This window comes from Streptomyces zhaozhouensis, from assembly GCF_900230195.1.
GTDB lineage: Bacteria > Actinomycetota > Actinomycetes > Streptomycetales > Streptomycetaceae > Streptomyces > Streptomyces zhaozhouensis.
Genome location: NZ_OCNE01000007.1, coordinates 39132 through 58637 on the forward strand (window position 1 = coordinate 39132; position 19506 = coordinate 58637).

Sequence of the window (19506 nt, forward strand, 5' to 3'; positions counted from 1 at the left end):
ACAGGGGACCGCTGCCGGGCGTTCCGGGAGGAGCGCACCCGCTCGGTGGGACGGCGGCTCGCCGCGCCCGCCGCGGGGGAGCGACCGTGGGCCCGGCTTGCCAGGAAACTGAAAATCGTTATCATTAAGCGTGCTCAGTCGGGCACGCCGCGAGGAACCGGTGTGCTGACGCGGACCCCGCGGCCCGGGGCGCTCGACCCTTGGAGGCGGCCAGCGCGCCCCGGGCCGCGGCCTGCCCTCTCTCCCGGGGCGCCGCGCCCGGGAGCGGGGGCGGCCGCGCCGGCTGTGACGCTCACGCGCACCAGCGGTACCTAGCGAGTAGGGGCGAACCCGCCATGAGGGACATGACGAAGGACACCGTCACCACGTATCTGCTGACCAATCGGGCTTTCGTCGCCCCGACCGTCGCGGAGGCGGTGGGCGCGCTCGGCCTCGGTGGCCGACGGCGGCTGCTCGACGCGGGCACCGGCGCGGGCGGCGGGCTCGTCGCCCTGGCCCGCGCGGCCGACCCGGAGGCCCGAGTCACCGGCGTGGACCGGAACGCCGACGCCCTCGCGCTGGCCGCCGCCCACGCCGAGGCGGAGGGGGTCGCCGACCGGGTCGAACTGCGACAGGCCGACCTGCTGGAGACGCTGGAGGAGGCGGCACGGCCGGGCGCGGGCTTCGACGCGATCTGGGCGAGCGACGTGATCTGGCCCGGCAACTTCCCCGACCCCGAGGCCGCGGTGGCCGCGCTGGCGGGAGCGCTCAACCCCGGAGGGGTGCTGGGACTCTTCAGCAGCGGCTACTACCAGGCCACGTTTCTGCCGGGCCACTCCTGGGTGCAGCAGAAGCTGCGCGTGGCCTCGCAGTTGAACTGGGGCATCCCCGGAGACGGGCCCACGCACAACGAGCGGCTGGCGCACTGGACGCTGGCGAGCGGGCTGCGCGAGCCCCGGCTGCGGCTCATCCCCCGGGTGGTCTTCCCCCTGGCGGAGGACCCGACCGCGCGCCCCTATCTGGAGCGGGTGGTCTGGCCCGAACTGCTCGACGCCGCCCGGGGGCGGGGCAGGGAGGCCGGGATGAGCGAGGAGGAGCTGGCCAGGGCCGCCGCGCTGATGACGCCCGGCCACGACGACTACATCCTCGACGAGCCCGGATACCACCTGCTCCACCCCATGCTGCTGGTGACGGCGAGGCGCGGGGGCTAGTGACCTCTCCTCAGCCCCGCCGCCCCGTTCGCCTCCCCGGGGCCGGCCGGGGCCTCAGCGGTGGAGGACGCCGATCTCCGGGGAGCCCGGGACCCCGCCGGCACTGATCATGCGGCTGCTCAGGCCCGCCTCCTCGGCCAGCGCCTCCAGCGTGAGATTCTCCCAGGAGTACGTGTCGCTGGTGCTGCGGACGAGACGCCCGTCGCGGAACACCTTCCACTCGGTGCGCCAGCGCATGACGTCGTCCGCGACGGGCTCGGCCTCCGTCCACCACTCGTAGGTCTGCTGACCCATCGTCTCGCGCAGCATCCGGAAGGGGGGAATCGGCCGGGTGGCGCCCGCGCCCATCAGCTCCACGACGATGGGGCCGCCAGGGGGGAGACGCGCGGTCACCATGCGCCACAGCTCCCCCCGTTCCTCCCGGGTGAGATGCCCGACCACGCCGAAGAGCACCACGGCGCTGACGCGGGCGGGAAGCGCGACGTGTTGGACGGGCTCGGCGAGGACGGTGACCCTGCGGCGCAGGTCCGGATCGCCGAAGACGCGGCTGGTGAGCATCGCGCGCATCGGTGTGGAGGGCTCCACCGCGATCAGGGAGGCCGTCGGCAGCGTCTCGGCGATGACGGAGGTGACGCGGCCGGTACCCGCGCCGATCTCCACCACGGGGCCGTGCCCGGTGTCCACTCCGGACAGTGCCGTGGTCAACGGCCCCGCGCTGGTGGCCACATGGCGGGAGGCGACCATCTCGTAGAACTCGGCGGATGCGGTGTAGTAGTCGGCGACCACGGCGCGGTCCTCTCGTCTCGGGCGTTCCACGGCTCGGGCTCAGGGCGTGCTGGGCCAGGACCGGGCTGGGCGGAGCGCGGGAAGGTCCAGCTCGCGGCAGACGGCCTCGGCGACGCGCTCCCGCTGGGGCGCGAGGAAGAAGTGGCCGCCGGGGAACACGCGCACCCGGGGGGCCTCGGGCGCGACCTCGGCCCAGGTCATCGCCTCGGCCGGCCCGCACTCGGGATCGTCCTCCCCCACGAACACGCTCACCGGGCAGGGCAGCACGCGGGGCGCGATGGGTCGGTACCGTTCGATCAGCCGGTAGTCGTTGCGCACGTAGCGCAGCACCGTGGCCCGCAGCTCGGGGTCGGCCATCACCTCGCGCGGGGTGCCGCCGAGGCGCACCATGTCGTCGACGAGCGCGTCGTCGCTCCTGAGATGGACGTCCCCGCCGGGCGCGCGCTGCGGCGCGGGCCGTCCGGAGGCCAGCAGGCGAACGGGGGCCGGGTGGCCGGTCCGCTGGAGTTCCAGGGCGACCTCGTAGGCCACGGCGCTGCCCATGCTGTGGCCGAAGAGGGCGTAGGGCCGGTCCAGGACGGGGGCCACGGCGGCGACCACCTCGCGGGCCAACGCGTCCATGGTCTCCACCAGGGGGTCGTGAAAGCGGTCCTCCCGCCCCGGGTACTGGACCGTCAGGACCTCCACCTCCGGCGGCAGCAGGCTCTGCCAGGGGCGCAGCGAGGACGCCGCGCCTCCCGCGTGCGGCAGGCAGACCAGGCGCGTCCCCGCCCGGGGGCGGCGGGAGGGGCACCTCAGCCAGGGGCCGAGACCAGCGTGTTCCAGCGCCATGAGTTCTTTCCTGTTCCCTTCCTTGTTCCTGGTCTCTCCCGACCCCTCAGAGGGGTGCGCGAAGTATTATGAACATGGTTGTCATCACCATGCAAGCAGAGGCGAGTCGAGGCGCGTGTATTCGCGAGTGCGAATTGTGTCGGATGGGTTGTCCGGCTCGCCGGAACGTCACCACGAAAGGTGGGGGACACATGAAGGAGTCCGACGCGCGGGAACCCGGCCGCCAGGCGTTCCCGGTCCCGAGGGGCTGCCCGTTCGCGGCGCCGGAGAGCTACCGCGAGTGGCGCGAGAAGGGGCCGGTGACCCGGGTGACCCTGCCCACGGGGCGCGCGGCGTGGGTGGTGACCGGCTACCACGAGGTCCGCGCGGTGCTGGCGGACCCCCGGGTCAGCGCCGACGTCCGGCACCCCAACTTCCCGGCGCTGGTCGAGGGTGAGCAGGAGGTGGGTGCGCGGGCCAGGCCGTTCATCCGGATGGACCCGCCGGAGCACACGCGCTTCCGCCGGATGCTGCTGGCGGAGATGACGGTGCGCAAGGCGCGCCGGATGCGGCGGGACATCCAGCGCGTGGTGGACGAGCGGGTCGACGAACTCCTCGCGTTCGGCCCGCCGGCCGACCTGGTCAGGGACTTCGCCCACGCCGTCTCCAGCACGGTGATGTGTGAGCTGGTCGGTGTGCGGCGGGCCGACCCGGCCTTCCGGCGCGTCACCGGGACGCTGGGCTCGCAGGTCTTCGGCGGCGGGGCCAGCACCGCGCAGGGGGCGAGCGAGGGCATAGGGGCGCTGTCCTCGGTCGTCGACGACCTCGTCGCGGAACGGGCCGCGCGGCCGGGGGAGGACCTGATGAGCCGGCTGGTCGCCGAGCAGCTGACCCCGGGGCTCGTGACCCGCGAGGAGCTGGTCACCACCCTCGCGATCCTGATCGTCGCCGGCTGGGAGACCACCACCAACCAGATCGCGCTCAGCGTGCTGGCCCTGCTCCGGCACCCGGGGCTGTGGGAGCGGCTGCGCGCGGACTTCTCCCTGCTGCCCGGGGCCGTCGAGGAGCTGCTCCGGGCCCTCTCCGTCGGGGACTCGATCGCGCTGCGCACCGCGACCGAGGACCTCGACATCGGCGGACAGGTCATTCCCGCCGGAGAGGGGATCATTCCCTTGCTTGCGGCAGCAAATCATGACCCCGCGGTTTTCGAAGAGCCCGGAAACATTGATTTCGACCGTGCCGAGAAAAGGCATGTCGCATTCAGCTACGGCGTTCACCAGTGCGTCGGTCAGAACATCGCGCGCCTGGAACTCAACGTGGCCGTCGGCACCCTTGTGGACCGCGTTCCCACCCTCAGGTCAGCCGTGCCCTGGGAGGAGATCCGTTTCCGGCACGACGGCATCGCGTTCGGACCCGAGCGGCTGCCCGTCACCTGGTGACCCCCGTTCGTTCCGCACCTCGCAGCACGCCGAGGTGCGGAACGAGCGTGCGGTGCGGCGGCGGGGGACGGTGCAGGGCGAGACCGCTCTCCTCGGCCAGCCGCTCCAGACCGACGGTGTACCAGTGGTAGTGGTCCCGCACCTCGCGCACCAGCCGCTCGCCGTCGAAGACCCGCCACGTGGTGTCCAGCCGCATCCGGTCCTCGCCCGAGGGCTCACCGGCCATCCACCACTCGTACCGCAGCCGCCCCAGCGTGGCGCTCCGCAGCCGGGTCGGGGGCATCGACACGGGACTGGTCAGGCCCATCACCTCCACGACGATCGGCGCGCCGGGGGGCAGGCGCGCGGCCAGCCCCCTGAGCAGGTCCCCGCGCGCGCCAGGGGGGAGGTGCCCCAGCACCCCGCACAGCACCGCCCCGCACAGCCGTTCGGGCAGCACCAGTTCGTGTGCCGCCTCGGGCAGCACCGTGACGCGTGCGGCGAGGTCGGCGCGCTCGGCGAGCCTGGCGGTCAGGATCGCGCGCATCCCGGGGGCCGGCTCGGTGGCCACGATCTCGCAGTCGGGGAAGGCGTCCGCGATCTGCCGTGTGACCAGGCCGGTGCCCGCTCCGACGTCCAGCAGGGGGCCGGCCGAGGCGTCGAGGCCGCTGAGCGCGGCCACCACCGCGGGCCCGGTGCGGGAGGTGTGCTCCCCCGCGCCCAGGTCGAAGAACTCCGCGGGCTGGTCGTAGCCGGCGCCCGGCGGGTCGTCGACGGGGGACGCGCCGGGGGAGGGGGACGGGGCGGGCCGCTCGCCGAGGAGGTCCCGGGCGGCGAGCGGGGTGGGCGTCGCCGGACGCACCAGCTCCGGCGGCCCCAGCCTCGCCATGAGGTCGCGCCACATGGCGAAGACCGCCAGATCGTGGCCGGCCGCGCGCAGCGGGTCGCCCCCCGCCCCGATCGCGTCCGCGAACTCCGTGAGCGCGATGCCGAACGCCTCCGGCCACCACGCGGAGAAGACCTCGTCGAAGCGCGGCGGGGGCGCGTCGTCGAGCGTCTCGCTGACGGGCAGCGCCAGCCCCTCGGCTCCCGGCCCGGCCCGGAAGACCAGACGGTGCCCCTCGTCCCTGGGGGAGTGCAGACGCGGCTGCCACAGCACCGGGCCGTGGGTGTCCGCCAACGTGAGCACCCCGCCCTCCGTCCCGACGCTGACGCGGTGCCAGAACAGGGCGTGGTTGTCCCGGTCGCCCGGATGGAGCTGATGGTGCACGCGGAGCGTCAGCGGCACGCCCCGGACGGCGCCGTGCAGCAGCCGCACCGGCGCCTCGCCGTCCGCGGCGGCCCTGACCTCCTCGGGGACCGGCGCGGGGTCGCCCAGCCGCCAGGGGCGCAGCCCGCCCAGTGCCCGGCCGAGGATGTCCAGCAACGGGGCCAGCACGTGCACGGGCGACGCCGCGTCCACGAAGAGGACCCGTTGCCTCGACCGCAGCCCCGCGGCGGCCCGCAGGAACCGCCGCACGGACGCCACATGGGGGTAGTGGGTGTTGACGCGGAACTGCCGGCCCGCCGTGCGCGCCAACCTCAGCGAGTCGGCCAACTCGTCCGGGTGCAGGGGGTGTTCCTGGAGCACGTGCACACCGCGCCGGAGCAGGGCCTGGCCCAGTTCCGTGCCCGGGCCGCCCATGACGGCGGAGGGCACCACCACGCACGCGGCGTCCACCTCCTCGGGGAGGTCGTCCACCGCGCTGTGGCAGGGCACCCCCAGTCGGTCCGCCGCTTCCCGCGACCGCGCCCCGCCCCGGGAGAGGACGCCCACGAGCGTGAAGGCGGGGTGGGCGCGCACCGCGTCGAGGTAGAAGCGGCCGAAGTTGGTGCCGGCCACCACGGTGCGCAGCGGCCGGTCGGGGCCGGGGGGCGGGCTCACAGGGCACCGTCCTCGAACGCGCCCACGGCCGGCGCCCCGTCAGGGGCGGCGGTGGTGAACCGGGCGAACTCCGCGGCGCCCGTCCTCTCCAGGGCGGCCAGCACCCCGGCGGGGCGCAGCACCCGTGCCGCGAAGTGGAGACCGGGCGCGACCCGGTCCGCCAGCACCTCCCCGACGGTGACGGCGGCCACCGCGCCCGTGAGCCGGTAGCTGTCGTCGGCGCGCACGACCACCGTGCGGGACCACTCGGGCCCCGACAGCTCCACGACCAGCCGGTAGTACGGGGCACGGCCGGCCAGGTCGATCGCGCCGGCCCTGATGATCCGGTCGACGGCCTCCTGGCGCCGCGTCTCGGTGTCCACCGGCAGCGTGGGCAGCGCGGCGAACAGGGACCGGATCTGTCCGCCGGGGAACACGTTGTACCACCGGGCCTCGGCCAGCCGCAGGTCGGCCGCGAGGCGCTGGACCTCGGCGGTCAGCAGCGGCTGGGTCGTCACGCGTCCGGGGAAGAACGGGACCTCGGCGTCCTCCTCGACGCGCAGCGCCTTGTCCTGCCTGCGCCCCTGCCGCCACATGGCCAGCGCGTGCCCGTAGGGCTCCCCGTCGGGGCCGCCGTCCCGCAGGGAGAGCAGGATGTCGGCCGCCACCGTGCGGGTGGCCCTCTCCAGTCCCCCGGCGTGGACGGTCAACGCGGTGGGAGCGGTCGCCCCGGCCGGGCGCGTGTCGAGGAGATGACGCGGCAGCAGGCCCGAGAGCCCGGGGACGGTGCCCGCCGAGAGCACGACCCGACGGCCTTCGGTCGGGACGCCGGCGTCGCCGAGGGCCTCGGCCACGGGGTCGTCGCCGAGGACGTCGACGTAGTCGGCGCCGGCGGCGAGGGCGGCCCGCGCCACCGTCTCCTTGAGGAGATAGCTGGGCCCCGCGCAGTTGAGCACGACGCGCTGCCCGCGGCAGAAGGCGGCGAGCGAGGCCGGGTCGGTGGCGTCCACGGCGGTGACCTCGACGTCCCGCCAGGCGGCGTCGACGTGGACGGCCCCGGGGTCGCGGGCCCCCAGCCGCAGGGGCCGGGACCTGGCGCGGGCCAGCAGGGCGACCGCGTGGCGGCCCACCTCGCCGGAGGCTCCCAGAACGGCGATCATGACGTCATCCCCTCGAAACCCTCGTAACCCTCGATCAGTTCGGTCAGATGGCGGAAGACCGTGGGCACGTTGTCGCCGGTCATGCAGGTGAAGTGCTCGCCCGGGATGTCCCGGGTGCGCAGTTCGCCCAGGCAGATCTTCGCCCAGTGGTCGGTGATGGTGTCGGCGCTGCCGGGGAACGGGTAGGCGCCGTTGTGCCGCAGGAAGGTGATGTCCCCCGCGTAGGGCTCGGCACGGTGCCGGCTGAGTGCGAACGTGGACTGCTGGTAGGTGCGCAGGGCGCGCAGCAGGCCCTCGGGCTGGTAGGTGCCGGTGAGTTCGGGCGGCAGCGCCTCGACCATCCGCCTCACGCGGGCCATCCTGGGCAGCGACTCCATGGCGGCGAACGCCTCCCCGACGTCGGCGTACTCGCCGTCGAGCGAGGCGACGGACCCGTCGGAGATGGCGTCGGGGGAGCGTTCCAGGACGGTTCCCACGGCCGCGCCCACCCGGTCCTGGTCGGCGGGGAACCCGACGTGCGCCAGGTCCATGCCCATCATCAGGCCGAAGGAGTACTCCGACAGCAGCTCGTCGTCGATCCGGAAGGTCGGGCTGTGGCTGCTGATGACGGTGAGGCCGCGCACCTCGGCGCCCGAGTCCCCCAGCACGCGGGCGACCTCGGTGGCGATGACGCCGCCGACGCAGTAGCCGACGATGTCGAACCGGTCGTGCCCGGTGTCCAGCAGGGCCCGCGCGTAGCGGGCGGCGAGACGGTCGATCAGCCCGGTGGCGTCCGCGTTGAGGAAGGCGTCCAGCTCCGGTATCTCCAGGCCGAGCAGGGCGTTCTCCCCGGTGGTCGCGGAACGGAGCCGGGTGATCAGCGGGCGGTACGGCAGCAGGGTGCCCGTACCGGCGTGGACCAGCACGGTGGCGGGCCCCGGCGCCTCCCGCAGGGAGACGACGGGCGTGGCCTCCGCCGCCGCGTCGCCGTCCTCGCCCGCGCCGACCTCCCGCAGATAGGCCGCGAGCCCGGCGACGGTGGGCCGGCGCAACAGGTGGCGCAGGACGACCTCCCACTCCAGGTCCCACTCGCCGTTCTCCACCCCCGCCAGGCCCTCCCTCAGGCGCCCCACGATCCGGGCCACCAGCAGGGAGTCGCCGCCGAGCGCGAAGAGGTCGTCGTCGCGGCCGATGTCCTCCTGGCCCAGCAGCTCCGACCACAGCCCGGCCAGGGCGCGTTCCAGGTCGTCACGCGGCTGCCGCGCTCCGGGAGCGGCGGGGTCCTGCTCGGCGGCCTCGGCCCAGTGCTCCAACAGGGCCCGGTCCACCTTGCCGTTGGCGGTGCGGGGCAGGTCGTCGAGTATCTGCCAACGGGTGGGCACCGCGTACTCGGGCAGCCGCTCCTGGGCGTGGCGCGTCAGCTCCGCCGGGGTGAGGGGGGCCCGGTCCGGCTTGGGCTGGGCGAAGTACAGCCGCTGTCCGAACGCCTCGGCCACCGGGCCGGGGGAGGGGTACGCGGCGGCGATCCGGCCCGCGTCCGCGGTGAGGAGCCCGGCCCACTGGCCGGAGTCGAGGAACGTCCGCTCGTCCGCCTCGCGCAGGTCGGTGAACGGCCCGGCGTGCTCGGGCAGGAACTCGGTGGAGACGCGCACCGACGGGTCGTCGTCGTCCGTGTTCTGCACCAGGACGAGCCAGCCCCCCGGCGCCACCAGGGCGGTGAGCCGGCGCAGGGCGGCGGGCACGTCGCCGAGGTTGTCCAGGACCCCGACGCACACCAGCACGTCCACGGAGTTGGGCGGGAACCCCTGGGCGCGTGGGTCGGCGTCGGGGTCGAAGGACGCGGTGCGCACCCGGGGGTCGTCGGCGAAGCGGCGTTCCGCTTCGGCGCGCCGCTGGGCGGAGGTGTCCGTGGCCAGGTAGTCGACCGGGGCCGGGGACTCCCCGAGGGCGGCGAGCACCGCGCCGACCGCCCCTCCGCCGCGGAGCCCGACCTCCAGGACACGCGCCGGCTCCGGCCCGGTGTGGCGCTGGACGAGCGTGGCGACCCCGGCGGCCAGGACATGGTGCAGCACGCGTGCGGGCGCGTTCTCCCGGTAGGCGGCGGCCAGCGCCTCGTCCGAGGCGCCGGAGAAGGGGAGTTCCGACGACTCGTGACGGCCCGTCAGCAGCCGGGGGAGGGCGCGTGCGCTGGCGCGCACGGTGGCGAACAACTCGCCGCTCCACCCCGCCTCGCGTTCCAGCGACTCGGCGCGCTCCCACCGTTCGGCGGTGGCGTCCTCGCCCGGCGCCCGCAGGTCCCGGTACGCGCCGTCCGGGGTCCGGGTGAGCAGCCCCGCCTCGACGAGCCCGCGCAGCCATCTGCGCACCAGGCGCCGGCGCGCGGGCGGGACCTGGAGGGCGGTGCAGACCCCGGCGGCGTCGACCGGGCCCGCCGCCTCGGCGAAGGCGGGCGCGAGTGCCTCGGCGGTGGAGTGGAGCGCGGCGTCGGCCAGGGCGGCGCGGAACGCGGAGAGCCGGTCGACATCCACCCCGGCGAGCGCCTCGTCCATGGCGCGGTCGGCGGCCCGGCGCCACTCCTGCCCCGGGGCCGGGAGCACCGCGTGCCGCGCCGGCTCGACGAAGGCGGCCAGCGGACGCGAGCCACCCGTCGTGGCGTCCCCCCGGCCGCCGGCCACCACCACGGCCGCCGCGCCGACCGCGGGCAGGCCCTCGACGACGGACTGGATCTCGCCCAGCTCGACGCGGTACCCGCGGATCTTGACCTGCTGGTCGTCGCGCCCGAGGAACTCGATGACGCCGTCGGGGTGGTAGCGCCCGAGGTCACCGGTGCGGTAGAGCCGTTCCCCGGTGACCGGGTGGGTGGGAAAGCGCGCGGCGGTCCGCGCGGCGTCCTTGAGATAGCCCTGGGCGAGCCCGGCACCGCCGATGTACAGCTCGCCGGGCACCAGGTCGGGGCGGGGACGCATCGCCTGGTCCAGCACGTGGAAGGTCTGGTTGGTCAGCGGTCTGCCGTAGGGGACGCTGGGGCGTTCGGCGTCCTCGGGACGCACCGCGTGGTGGATGGACCAGATCGACGCCTCGGTCGCGCCGCCCAGGCTGTGGACCTCGGCCCCGGGGGCCCAACGGGCCACGGCGGCGGGCAGCCGGGGCGGGATCCAGTCACCGGAGAGCAGGGCCAGCCGCAGCGAGGGCAGCGGGGGGTCGTCGGCCCGCAGATAGTCGTGCAGCATCTGGAGCTGGCCCGGAACGGAGTTCCAGACGGTGACGCCGTCCTCGCGGACGATCTCGGCCCAACTGGAGGGGTCCCCCCGGCGTTCGGGGTCGGCCAGGACCATCGACGCCCCCAGGCTCAGGGGACCGAAGACGTCGTAGACGGACAGGTCGAACCCGAGCTGGGCGAGGGCAAAGACGCGGTCCTCCGGGGTGAGCCCGAAGCGGCGGTTGATGTCGGCGACGGTGTTCAGGGCGGCGGCGTGGCCGATCATCACGCCCTTGGGGGCGCCGGTGGAGCCGGAGGTGTAGATCACGTAGGCCAGGTCGTCGGGGTCGGTTCCCGCGTCGTCGAGGGGCTCGGCGGAGGGCGGACAGGAGTCCACCGGGATCACCGGCACGTCCTTCGGCCACTCGTGCCCGGCGGCGAGCCAGGACTGGGTGAGCACCGCGGCGACCTCGGCGTCGGCGAGGATCGCCTCGCGGCGGAGCCTGGGCTGGTGGGTGTCGAGCGGCAGGTAGGCGGCGCCGGCCAGCAGGGTGCCGAGCGCCGCCGCGGGCTGCTCCCAGCCCTTCTCCAACGAGAGCGCGACGAGGTCGCCGCGGCCGACCCCGGTCGCGCGGAGGGCGCGGGCGATCCCCTGGGCGCGGGCGAGAAGCTCCCCGTAGGTCAGGGACCCCCCGCGCGTGCGCACGGCGACCCGGTCGGGGAGACGCCGCGCGGTGTCCACCACCCCGTCCTGGAGCCGGGCACGGGGCGCGGGAGCCGTCGTGTCGTTGGCCCGCGCGCGGACCGCCTCGGTGCGTGCGGGAAGCGCCACGCGGGCGGGGGACCGCCAGGCCGCGGGGTCGTCGGCGAGGGTGGTCACCAGCCCGGTGAACGCCTCGAACATGTCCTCGGCCGTGGTGCCGGCGAGGACCCCCTGGCGCACGTCCCAGCTGAGCGCGAGCCCGCCGGCGCGCTCCATCACCTGGCAGTCGAGCCAGACCTGGGGGGTCTGTGTCCTGGCGTAGCGCACCACGCCCTCCGGCCGCCTGGTGGTGGCCGAGCCGAGGGTGCTGGTGAAGACGACCGGCATCAGCAGGGGCCCGGACCGGCCGGCCCGGCTCATCTCGGCGAGCACCTGGCTGCCGGTGAACAGCCCGTGGGAGAGGTCCTCCAGCAGCGTGGCGCTCAGGGCGCCGGCCCGCTCCGCGAAACCGCTCTCCTCGCCCAGGTCCACGGCGAGCAGCTCCACCGCCGTGAAGTCCCCCACCAGCTGGTCGACCTGTTCGTGGAGGGGAAGGCGGGTGAAGGTGGGCACGTTCAGGGTGAAGCGCGGACTGCCGCTCCACCGGCCGACGACCTCGGCGTAGGCGGCGAGGACAGCGGCCGAGACGGTCAGCCCGTGGGCGGCCGCGTGGTCGGTGAACGCCCGCGCCCGGTCGGGGGGAAGGAGCGTTTCGAGACGGGTGAAGGGGCCGGGGCGTTCGGCGGTGGGGGCGAGGGGCAGCTCGGGGGCGTCGGGAAGGTCGGGAAGCCGGCGCAGCCAGTAGTCGCGGTGGCGGTCGTACTCGGAGGTCAGGCTCTGCTGGCGGCGCGTCAGCACGTAGTCCCGGAAGCCGAGCTCCAACGGCCGCAGCGGCCTGCCGTGGTAGACGTCCTCCAGCTCCGCGAGCACCAGCAGCAGGCTGGCGTAGTCGACGATGAGCTGGTCCATGGACAGGTGGAGCACCAGGGCGTCGTCGCAGTGGGTCAACCGCACGGCGAACAGCGGCGGTCGGTCGGTGGGCGGGACCCGGGTGGCCAGCTCCTCACGGACCTCGGCCAGCCGCGCGTCCACCGCGGCGGGCGGGGCGCCCTTCAGGTCCCGCCGGTCGAGAGGCGGTTCGGGGAGTTCCGCGAGGACCTCCTGCGACCCGTCCGGGTGCACGGCGGCACGCAGCATGTCGTGGCGGCGGACGACGGCCCACCACGCGTCGTTGAGCCGGTCGGGGTCCGTGTCCGCCGGGTAGGCCATCTCGAGGTAGACGTGGCAGGCCACCCCGCCGTAGCCGTACGCCTCGCCACGCCCCACGAGATAGGCGGCCTGGATGTCGGTGAGGGGGAAGGGGGCGTGGGCCGCGGCGCGGTCGGGGACGACGCGGGCCGCGCCCGCCCGCGCGGTCAGGTGGGTCAGCACCTCGTCCCGGTGGGCGCGCAGCAGGGCGCGGCGTTCCTCGGTCAGCACCCCCCGGGGCGCGCGGAAGCGGAGCTGGCCGTCCTCCGCCCAGAGGCGGATGCCGTCCTTCTCCAGGTCGGAGACGATCTGCTGGGCCTTCATATGATTCCGCTCTCTTCCTGGAGGGGCGTGGGCTGACGGCTGTCGACCTGGGTGGCCAGGTCGGCGAGGGTGGAGGCGGCGAGGAAGGCGCGTACGGGAACGTCCACACCCAGCGCGGCGTTGACGGCGGCGACCAGGCGCAGCGCGGTGAGGCTGTCCCCGCCCTCCGCGAAGAAGTTGGCGTACCGGTCGGTGACCTGGTGTCCGAGCGCCTCGGCCCACAGGGCCGCGATCTCCTTCTCGGTGTCCGTGCGGGGCGGGCCCGACGGCTCCTCCTCGGTGGCGGCGGCGACGAGGCGCGCGGCGTCTGGCAGGCCGTCCGGGGCCAGCGGGAGGCGGTCGGTGACGCCGATGTCGGTGGGCACCGCGTGGGGTGGCAGCGTCGCGCCGACGTGCCGGGCCAGTGCGGCGGCGTCGACCGCCGCTCGGGCACGGGGCACGACCAGGGCGCGCCGCCGTCCCCCGGACTCCGCCGCGGGGGGCGGCACGACCGCGTGGGCCACGGCGGGGTGTGCCTCCAACACGGCCTCGACCTCGTCGAGTTCCACCGGGCGTCCGCCCACGGCGACGCGGCGCGGGGAGGGGCCCAGCAGCTCCAGCGTCCCGTCGGGGCGGAACCGGCCGCGGGTCCCCGTGCGGTACCAGCGTTCCCCGCCGTGGGTCACCAGCGCCGGCGGGCGGTCGTCGGCGTCCTCGCGCACCCCCCACGGCGTCCCCGCGCCGCCGAGGTGGACCTCCCCCGTGACCCATTCGGGACAGTCACCACCGAGGGCGTCCACCACGCGGAGGCGCTGGCCGGCCAGCGGCACCCCGCGCGGGAGGCCCGACGCGGGCGTGGCGGCGTCCTCGGTGACGAGCAGCGCGGCGTCGAGCGGGGCGCCGGGGACGGCGGCGAGGGCGAGGAGGCGGCTGTCCGCGCCCGCCTCCTCGCGCAACCGCGCGGGCAACGCCAGGGAGGGCCGGTCGGCGTGGACCAGCACCCGGCGCGGTCGGAGGGGGGCGCCGTCCCGGCCGTCCGGGAGCCCGTCCGGCAGCCGGTCCAGCAGCGCGTCGAGCTGCCAGGAGGTCCCGTTCCAGACGGTGATCCGGTGGCGGTCGATCAGCCGCCGCCACACGTCGGGGTCGGCGGGCGCCTCGGTGTCCGGCACCACGAGGGTGCCGCCCGCGCCCAGCAGGCCGAAGACGGCGAACAGGGCCGGCGGGCCGGGGAGTCCGTGGGTCAGCAGCCCTCGGTCGTCCTGGTCGACGCCGAGGCGCGCACGCAGCTCGGCGAGCACGTCGACCAGCGCACGGTGACTGTGTGTCACCCACCGGCGGGGTGTGCCGTCGCCTCCGGCGCGCACCCGGAGGGCGGGCGCGTCGGGGTCCTCCGTGTCGACGGGCGGAGGACTGTCGCCGGTGGTCAGAAGCCCGGTCAGCGTGGCGACCTTCCAGGGGCCCTCGGGCCAGGGCAGGTCGGTGACCACGAGTGTGGCGCCGACGGCCTCGCAGTGGGCCCGGCGCTCCCCGTCGCCCGCCTCCGGGGCGAGGGCCGTGAACACCGCGCCGGCCCGCAGCGAGCCGAGCGCGGCGAGCACCTGGTCCTCGGCCGTGGTCAGGGCCAGCACGACGGTGTCGCCGCCCCGCACACCTCGGGAGGCCAGCGCCGCGGCCAACCGCAGGGCGCGGCCGGCCAGCGCCCCGTAGCTCACGGAGCGGTCCGGCAGGACCAACGCCGTACGGCCGGGGGCGGCGGCGGCCCGCCGGAAGACGGCCGCGTGCAGCGTCTCGTCGGGGGCGGCGGCCCGCGGGGCGGTGAAGGCCGCACGCCGGGCGCGCTGTTCCGCGGGCGGCGCGACCGGGAGCGGACCGGACCACTCCTCGTCCACCAGGCGGTCGAGGAGTCCGCAGTAGGTGTCGAACATGGCGTCGAGCACGCCGGGCAGGAACAGTTCCTCGACGGCGTCCCAGCTGACGACGATGCCGCCGGCCGCCTCGGTGACCTGGTTGTCCAGCATCACCTGGGGGGTCTGGGAGATGCCGAAGACCTTGGCGGGGAAGGAGTCGGAGAGGTCCTTCACCTCGCGGTCCCCGACCCCGACGGAGCTGCTGAAGACCACGGGCATGGCCGCCTCGACCGTTCCCGTGCGCCGCGCGAGTTCCTGCATCAGCCAGATCGCGGACTCCTCGCGGTGGTCGAGGTCCTCGCCCATCACGCGCTGGAGCCGGTGCGCGGCGGTCAGCCAGTCCTCGTCCGGCGCCGGGCGGTGGCCGATGAGGGAGACGGAGGTGAAGTCCCCCGCGACGCGGTGGATATGGGGGTGGACGGGCAGCCTGTTGAAGAGCGTGAGGTTGACCGTCACCCCGCCGCGGTCGCTCCAGGCCGCCAACACCTCGACGTAGCACAGCAGCAGCACCACGGACGGGGTGAGCTGGTGCCGGGCCGCCCGCGCGCGCAGCCGTGACCAGCGGTCGGCGGACAGCGGCCGGGCGCGCCGGGTGAAGCGCGGACGGGCCAGGGCCGAGGGGTCCGCGGCCAGCGGGAGTTGGGGGGCGCGGGGGAGCACGTCCAGCCGTTCCAGCCAGTAGGCGCGTGCGCGCCGGACCGCCTCCGCGTCGGGCACCACCTCCAGCACGTAGTCCCGGAAGGACACGTCGATCGGCGGCAGGGGCGCCTCCGGATCCTGGTAGAGGGTGTCGAGTTCGCCGTAGAGCAGGATGATCGACGCGCCGTCCAGGGCGATGTAGTCCAGCCCGACCGCCAGCCGGGTGCGGGTGCGCCCCCGGTGCGGATAGCGCACCGCTCGGATGTCGAACAGCGGCCAACGGGTGGGGTCGAGCACGCGGTGCGAGGACTCCTCGCGCAGCCGGTCGAGCGCCGCGGTGGCGGCGTCCTCGGTGGCGACCTCGGTGACGGCGATCCGCACCGGCGGCACCGTGGGGAGGATGCGCTGCCTGCCGTCCTCGTCGAAGACGGCGCGCAGCATCTCGTGCCGCTCGACCAGTCGCCGCCAGGCCCGTTCCATCCGGTCCAGGTCGACGTCGTGGCCGTCGAACTCGCTGTAGTGGTAGGTGCCGACGCCGCCCAGCGGCAGGCGGTCGTCCCGCCCGATCCAGAAGGCGCGCTGCACGTCTGTCGGCGGGAACGGCTCGTGCCGCCGCCCGGGGTCGCCCTCGGCCAGCACCTCGCCCACGGCGCGGCCGCGCACCAGGCCGGCGGCGAAGTCCTTCAGCCGGGGGTGGGCGAACAGCCGCGCGATCCGGGCCCCGCCGACCCCGGCCCCGCGCAGGGCGACGATCACGCGGGTGGCCAGCAGCGAGTCGCCGCCCAGCGCGAAGAACGAGTCCGCGCGACCGATGTCCGCCACGCCCAGCACCTCGGACCACACGCGGGCGACGACGCTCTCCACCCACCCCGAGGGCGCCGCGCCGGCCCCCGTGACGCGCTCCCCGGCGGCCAGTTCGGCTGCCGCGGCCCGGTCCGGCTTGCCGTTGCGGGTCAGCGGGAGGGCGTCCACGACGGTCACGCCGCCGGGCACCATGTAGGCGGGCAGGCGACAGCGCAGCGCCTCCAGCACCCCTTCCGGCGCGGCCTCCCCGGCGGCGACGAGCGCCAGCCTGGCGGGCGCGCCGGTCACCAGCGCCACCGCCGCGTGGACGTCCGGGTGCGCGGTGGCCGCGGCCTCGACCTCGCCGAGTTCGACGCGGTGGCCGCGCAGCTTGATCTGGTGGTCGGTGCGGCCGAGGAACTCCAGGACCCCGTCGTCGCGGTACCGTGCCCGGTCCCCGGTGCGGTACCAGCGTCGCCCGGCGTGCTCGACGAACCGCTCGGCGGTGCGCACGGGGTCGGCCCGGTATCCGGAGGCGAGGCCGGCTCCGGAGATCCACAGTTCCCCGGGGACCCAGTCCGGGCGGTCCCGGCCCCTGGAGTCCACGACGCGCGCGCTCATGTTCGGCAGCGGCACACCCCAGGGGACGGAGGACCACGCGGGGTCCACCTCGTGCACCTCGAAGACCGTGGAGTGCACGGCGGCCTCGGTCATGCCCCCCAGCGCGACCAGCCGGGCGTCGGGCACCAGCGCGCGGAGCCGCCCGGGGAGGTCGAGCCCCACCCAGTCACCGCCCAGCAGCACCAGGCGCAGCGAGGTGCCGGGATCGGTGCCCGACTCGGCCGCCGTCAGCAGCATCTCCAGCAGGGCGGGGACGCAGTTGACGACGGTGACGCCCAGGTCGCGCACCAACGACGCCCAGTGCGGAGCGTCACGCCCGGCGTCCTCGCCGATCAACACGACGGAACCGCCCGCCGACAGCGGACCGAAGAGGTCGTAGACCGACATGTCGAAGTCCAGCTCGGCCAGCGCCAGACCGCGATCGTCCGGCCCGACGCCGAACCGGGAGTTGATCGCCTCCAGCGTGTTCATGGCCGCGCGGTGGGACACCTCGACTCCCTTGGGCGTCCCGGTGGACCCCGAGGTGAAGAGCACGTAGGCGGGGGAGTCCACCGGCTGGTCGAGCACCGGTTCCGCGGGGACCACGCGGTCCGCGGACTCGATCGGCAGCACCTCGACGGAGCCGTCCGCCACGCCGCGCCACCGCTCCCGGTGCCGCTCGTCGGTCAGCACGGCCGCCGCCTCGGCGGCGGCCAGGACCAGCGCCGCCCGCCGTCCCGGCTGTCCGACGCCGAGCGGCACATAGGCGGCGCCCGTCCCCAGGACCCCCAGGACGGCGGCGACCTGCGCGGCTCCGCGGGGAAGGCTGACGACCACCCGGTCGCCCGCGCCCACCCCCCGCGCCACCAGCAGCGCCGAGATCTGCGACGCCCAGCGGGCCAGGCAGCTGAACGTCCGGGACCGGCCCCGCTCGTCGACCAGGGCCACGCGCTCGGGGTGCCGGGCGGCGGCCCGGTGGAAGCCCTCGTGGAGACGCCTCTCCGCCAGGGGCGTGGCCGTGTCGTTGACCCGCTCGCGCACCGCGCGCTGGCTGTCGGGGAGGGGGAGCGCCACCGGCAGCCGCCAGTCGCACCCCTCGTCGAGGAGACTCTCGACAAGCGTCCGGTAGGCGTGGAAGGCCGCGGGGACCACGCCGGGGGCGAAGGCGTGTGCGCGCACGTCCCAGTTGAGGAGGATCCCTCCGTCGAGTTCGGTGACCTGGGCGTCGAGCCAGACCTGGGGCCCCTGGGAGACGATCCAGGCCGGCTCGCCGAAGGTCTCCCGCACCGCCTTGTCGTAGACCTCGCCGAGGCCGAGGGCGCTGGTGTAGACGACCGGGGCGAGAACCGGCGTGCCGCCGCCCGCCCGGGTCAGGTCCCGCAGCACCTCGACGCCGGAGTAGGAGCCGTGCGCGATGGCGGAGCGCAACCGTGACTGGAGGTCGGCGGCCTGCTCGGCGAACGGGCGGGTGGCGCTCAGGTCGACCTCCAGCAGTATCGAGCTGCTGAAGTCGCCCACCAGCGACTCGGCGTCGGGGGCCGCCCCGTCACGGTGGAAGAGCGGGAGGTTGAGAAAGAACCGGGGCTCGGCGCTCCACGCGGCCATCACCTCGGCGAAGGCCGTGGCCAGCACGGCGGTGGGGGTCAGGCCGTGCCGGCGGGCCGCGAGGCGCAGCCGTTCGGTGCGCTCCGCGTCGAGCCGGTGGTGCAGGCGCGTGGTGCGGCGGAAGCGTTCCTCCGAGGACCGCGGACTCAGCGGGTCGACCACGGTGGGCAGCGCGGGCGGCGCGCTGAACGCGGGAAGCCGCTCGCTCCACCACGCCCGGTCCCGCTCCCGCTCCTCGGACCGCTCCGCACGGGTGCGGCGGAGGTAGTCGCCGTAGCGGGTGACCAGAGCCGGGAGTTCGGCCGCCGGGTCGGCGTAGAGCCGCTGGAGGTCGCTCAGCAGCACCCTCATGCTGGCGGCGTCGGCCGCGATCATGTCGAGGTCGAGATGCACCCGGGTCGCCCCCGCCGGGAGCAGGGTGAGCGCGACGTCGAACACCTCGCCGCTCTCCACGTCCATGCGGCGGTGGGTGAGGCGGTCGCGCAGCTCCGCGAGGAACGTCTCCGCCTCCTCGGCCGTGCGGTGGCCGAGGTCGTGCACGGTGACCGCCCGCTCGGGCACCGCGTCGCCGACGCGCTGGCGCCCGTCGTCCAGCACGGTGACGCGCAGCGTCTCGTGGCGCCGGCGCAGCGCGGTGACGGCGGCGCTCAGCCGCGCGGGGTCCACGCCCGACCCGCTCAACTCGGCGTAGAAGTGGGCGCCCACGCCGCCCAGCGGCTGTCCTTCCTGGCGGCCGATCCAGTAGGCGTGCTGCATCAGGCCGAGCGGGAAGGCGTTGTCGCCCGCCGTGTCGCTCTCCGCTCGTCCCGCGGGGCCCCGGGCGGATGCCGTCCCGCTCTCGGCCGGTGGCGGCCGGCGGGGCGTCTCCGCCAACAGGCGCGCCCAGTCGCCGACCGTGGGCGCGTCCGCCAACTGCTCGAAGCTCACCGCGAACCCGTCGCGACGCCACTCGGCGCTGAGCCGGATGAGGCCCAGGGAGTCGAGGCCCAGCTCGAACAGGTCGTCCTCGGGACCGATGTCGTCCGCCGGTATGCCCAGCAGGGCGGCGACCGTCGCCTGAAGCGAGGGTTCCGCCGTCGTCGCCCGTTCGGTCTCAGATGCGTCGGTCACGGGTGGGGAACGCCTCCTTCGCGAACGGCGGGTACGGCCGGTCCGCTGGATGTGGGTCGTGGTGCTCACGGAGCGGGAGGGGCCCGCGCTTCCCGGAGCTTATGTAAAGATGATAATCATGTTC

General features: G+C 75.2%; 8 protein-coding genes. 2 read left to right on the forward strand and 6 right to left on the reverse strand.

The genetic code is table 11. The features are described from left to right. Nucleotides 1-344: 344 nt before the first annotated feature. On the forward strand, nucleotides 345-1190 hold the full coding sequence (locus tag CRP51_RS12195) for a methyltransferase domain-containing protein (protein ID WP_097231133.1): 846 nt from the start codon (nucleotides 345-347) through the stop codon (nucleotides 1188-1190). Between the two features lie 54 nt (nucleotides 1191-1244). Here the strand turns inward: CRP51_RS12195 and CRP51_RS12200 are convergent, their stop codons facing one another. Next, nucleotides 1245-2006, reverse strand: coding sequence for a class I SAM-dependent methyltransferase (locus CRP51_RS12200; RefSeq protein WP_245880538.1), 762 nt, complete (start codon nucleotides 2004-2006; stop codon nucleotides 1245-1247). A gap of 9 nt (nucleotides 2007-2015) precedes the next feature. After that, nucleotides 2016-2807, reverse strand: coding sequence for a thioesterase II family protein (locus tag CRP51_RS12205; RefSeq protein WP_097231135.1), 792 nt, complete (start codon nucleotides 2805-2807; stop codon nucleotides 2016-2018). A 191-nt stretch (nucleotides 2808-2998) separates the two neighbouring features. Between CRP51_RS12205 and CRP51_RS12210 the strand changes: the two genes are divergently transcribed. Then, nucleotides 2999-4225, forward strand: a complete 1227-nt coding sequence (locus CRP51_RS12210; RefSeq protein ID WP_097231136.1) for a cytochrome P450 — start codon at nucleotides 2999-3001, stop codon at nucleotides 4223-4225. On the opposite strand, the gene CRP51_RS12215 is transcribed toward CRP51_RS12210, so the two are convergent. From CRP51_RS12215 to CRP51_RS12230, 4 genes are read right to left on the reverse strand one after another with little or no spacing between them, the layout of a single operon-like run. Next, on the reverse strand, nucleotides 4215-6128 hold the full coding sequence (locus tag CRP51_RS12215; protein ID WP_097231137.1) for a Gfo/Idh/MocA family oxidoreductase: 1914 nt from the start codon (nucleotides 6126-6128) through the stop codon (nucleotides 4215-4217). The two genes, CRP51_RS12210 and CRP51_RS12215, sit on opposite strands and share 11 nt — an antisense overlap. Further along, nucleotides 6125-7267: a saccharopine dehydrogenase NADP-binding domain-containing protein gene (locus CRP51_RS12220; protein WP_097231138.1), complete on the reverse strand. Its 1143-nt coding sequence runs from the start codon at nucleotides 7265-7267 to the stop codon at nucleotides 6125-6127. Before CRP51_RS12220 ends, CRP51_RS12215 begins: the two co-directional genes overlap by 4 nt. Further along, nucleotides 7264-12759 carry a non-ribosomal peptide synthetase gene (locus CRP51_RS12225; protein WP_097231139.1) on the reverse strand — a complete coding sequence of 1832 codons (5496 nt, stop codon included), beginning with the start codon at nucleotides 12757-12759 and terminating at the stop codon, nucleotides 7264-7266. Before CRP51_RS12225 ends, CRP51_RS12220 begins: the two co-directional genes overlap by 4 nt. Continuing rightward, complete coding sequence (locus CRP51_RS12230; RefSeq protein WP_097231140.1) at nucleotides 12756-19382, reverse strand: non-ribosomal peptide synthetase; 6627 nt, start codon at nucleotides 19380-19382, stop codon at nucleotides 12756-12758. Before CRP51_RS12230 ends, CRP51_RS12225 begins: the two co-directional genes overlap by 4 nt. Between the last annotated feature and the right edge of the window lie 124 nt (nucleotides 19383-19506).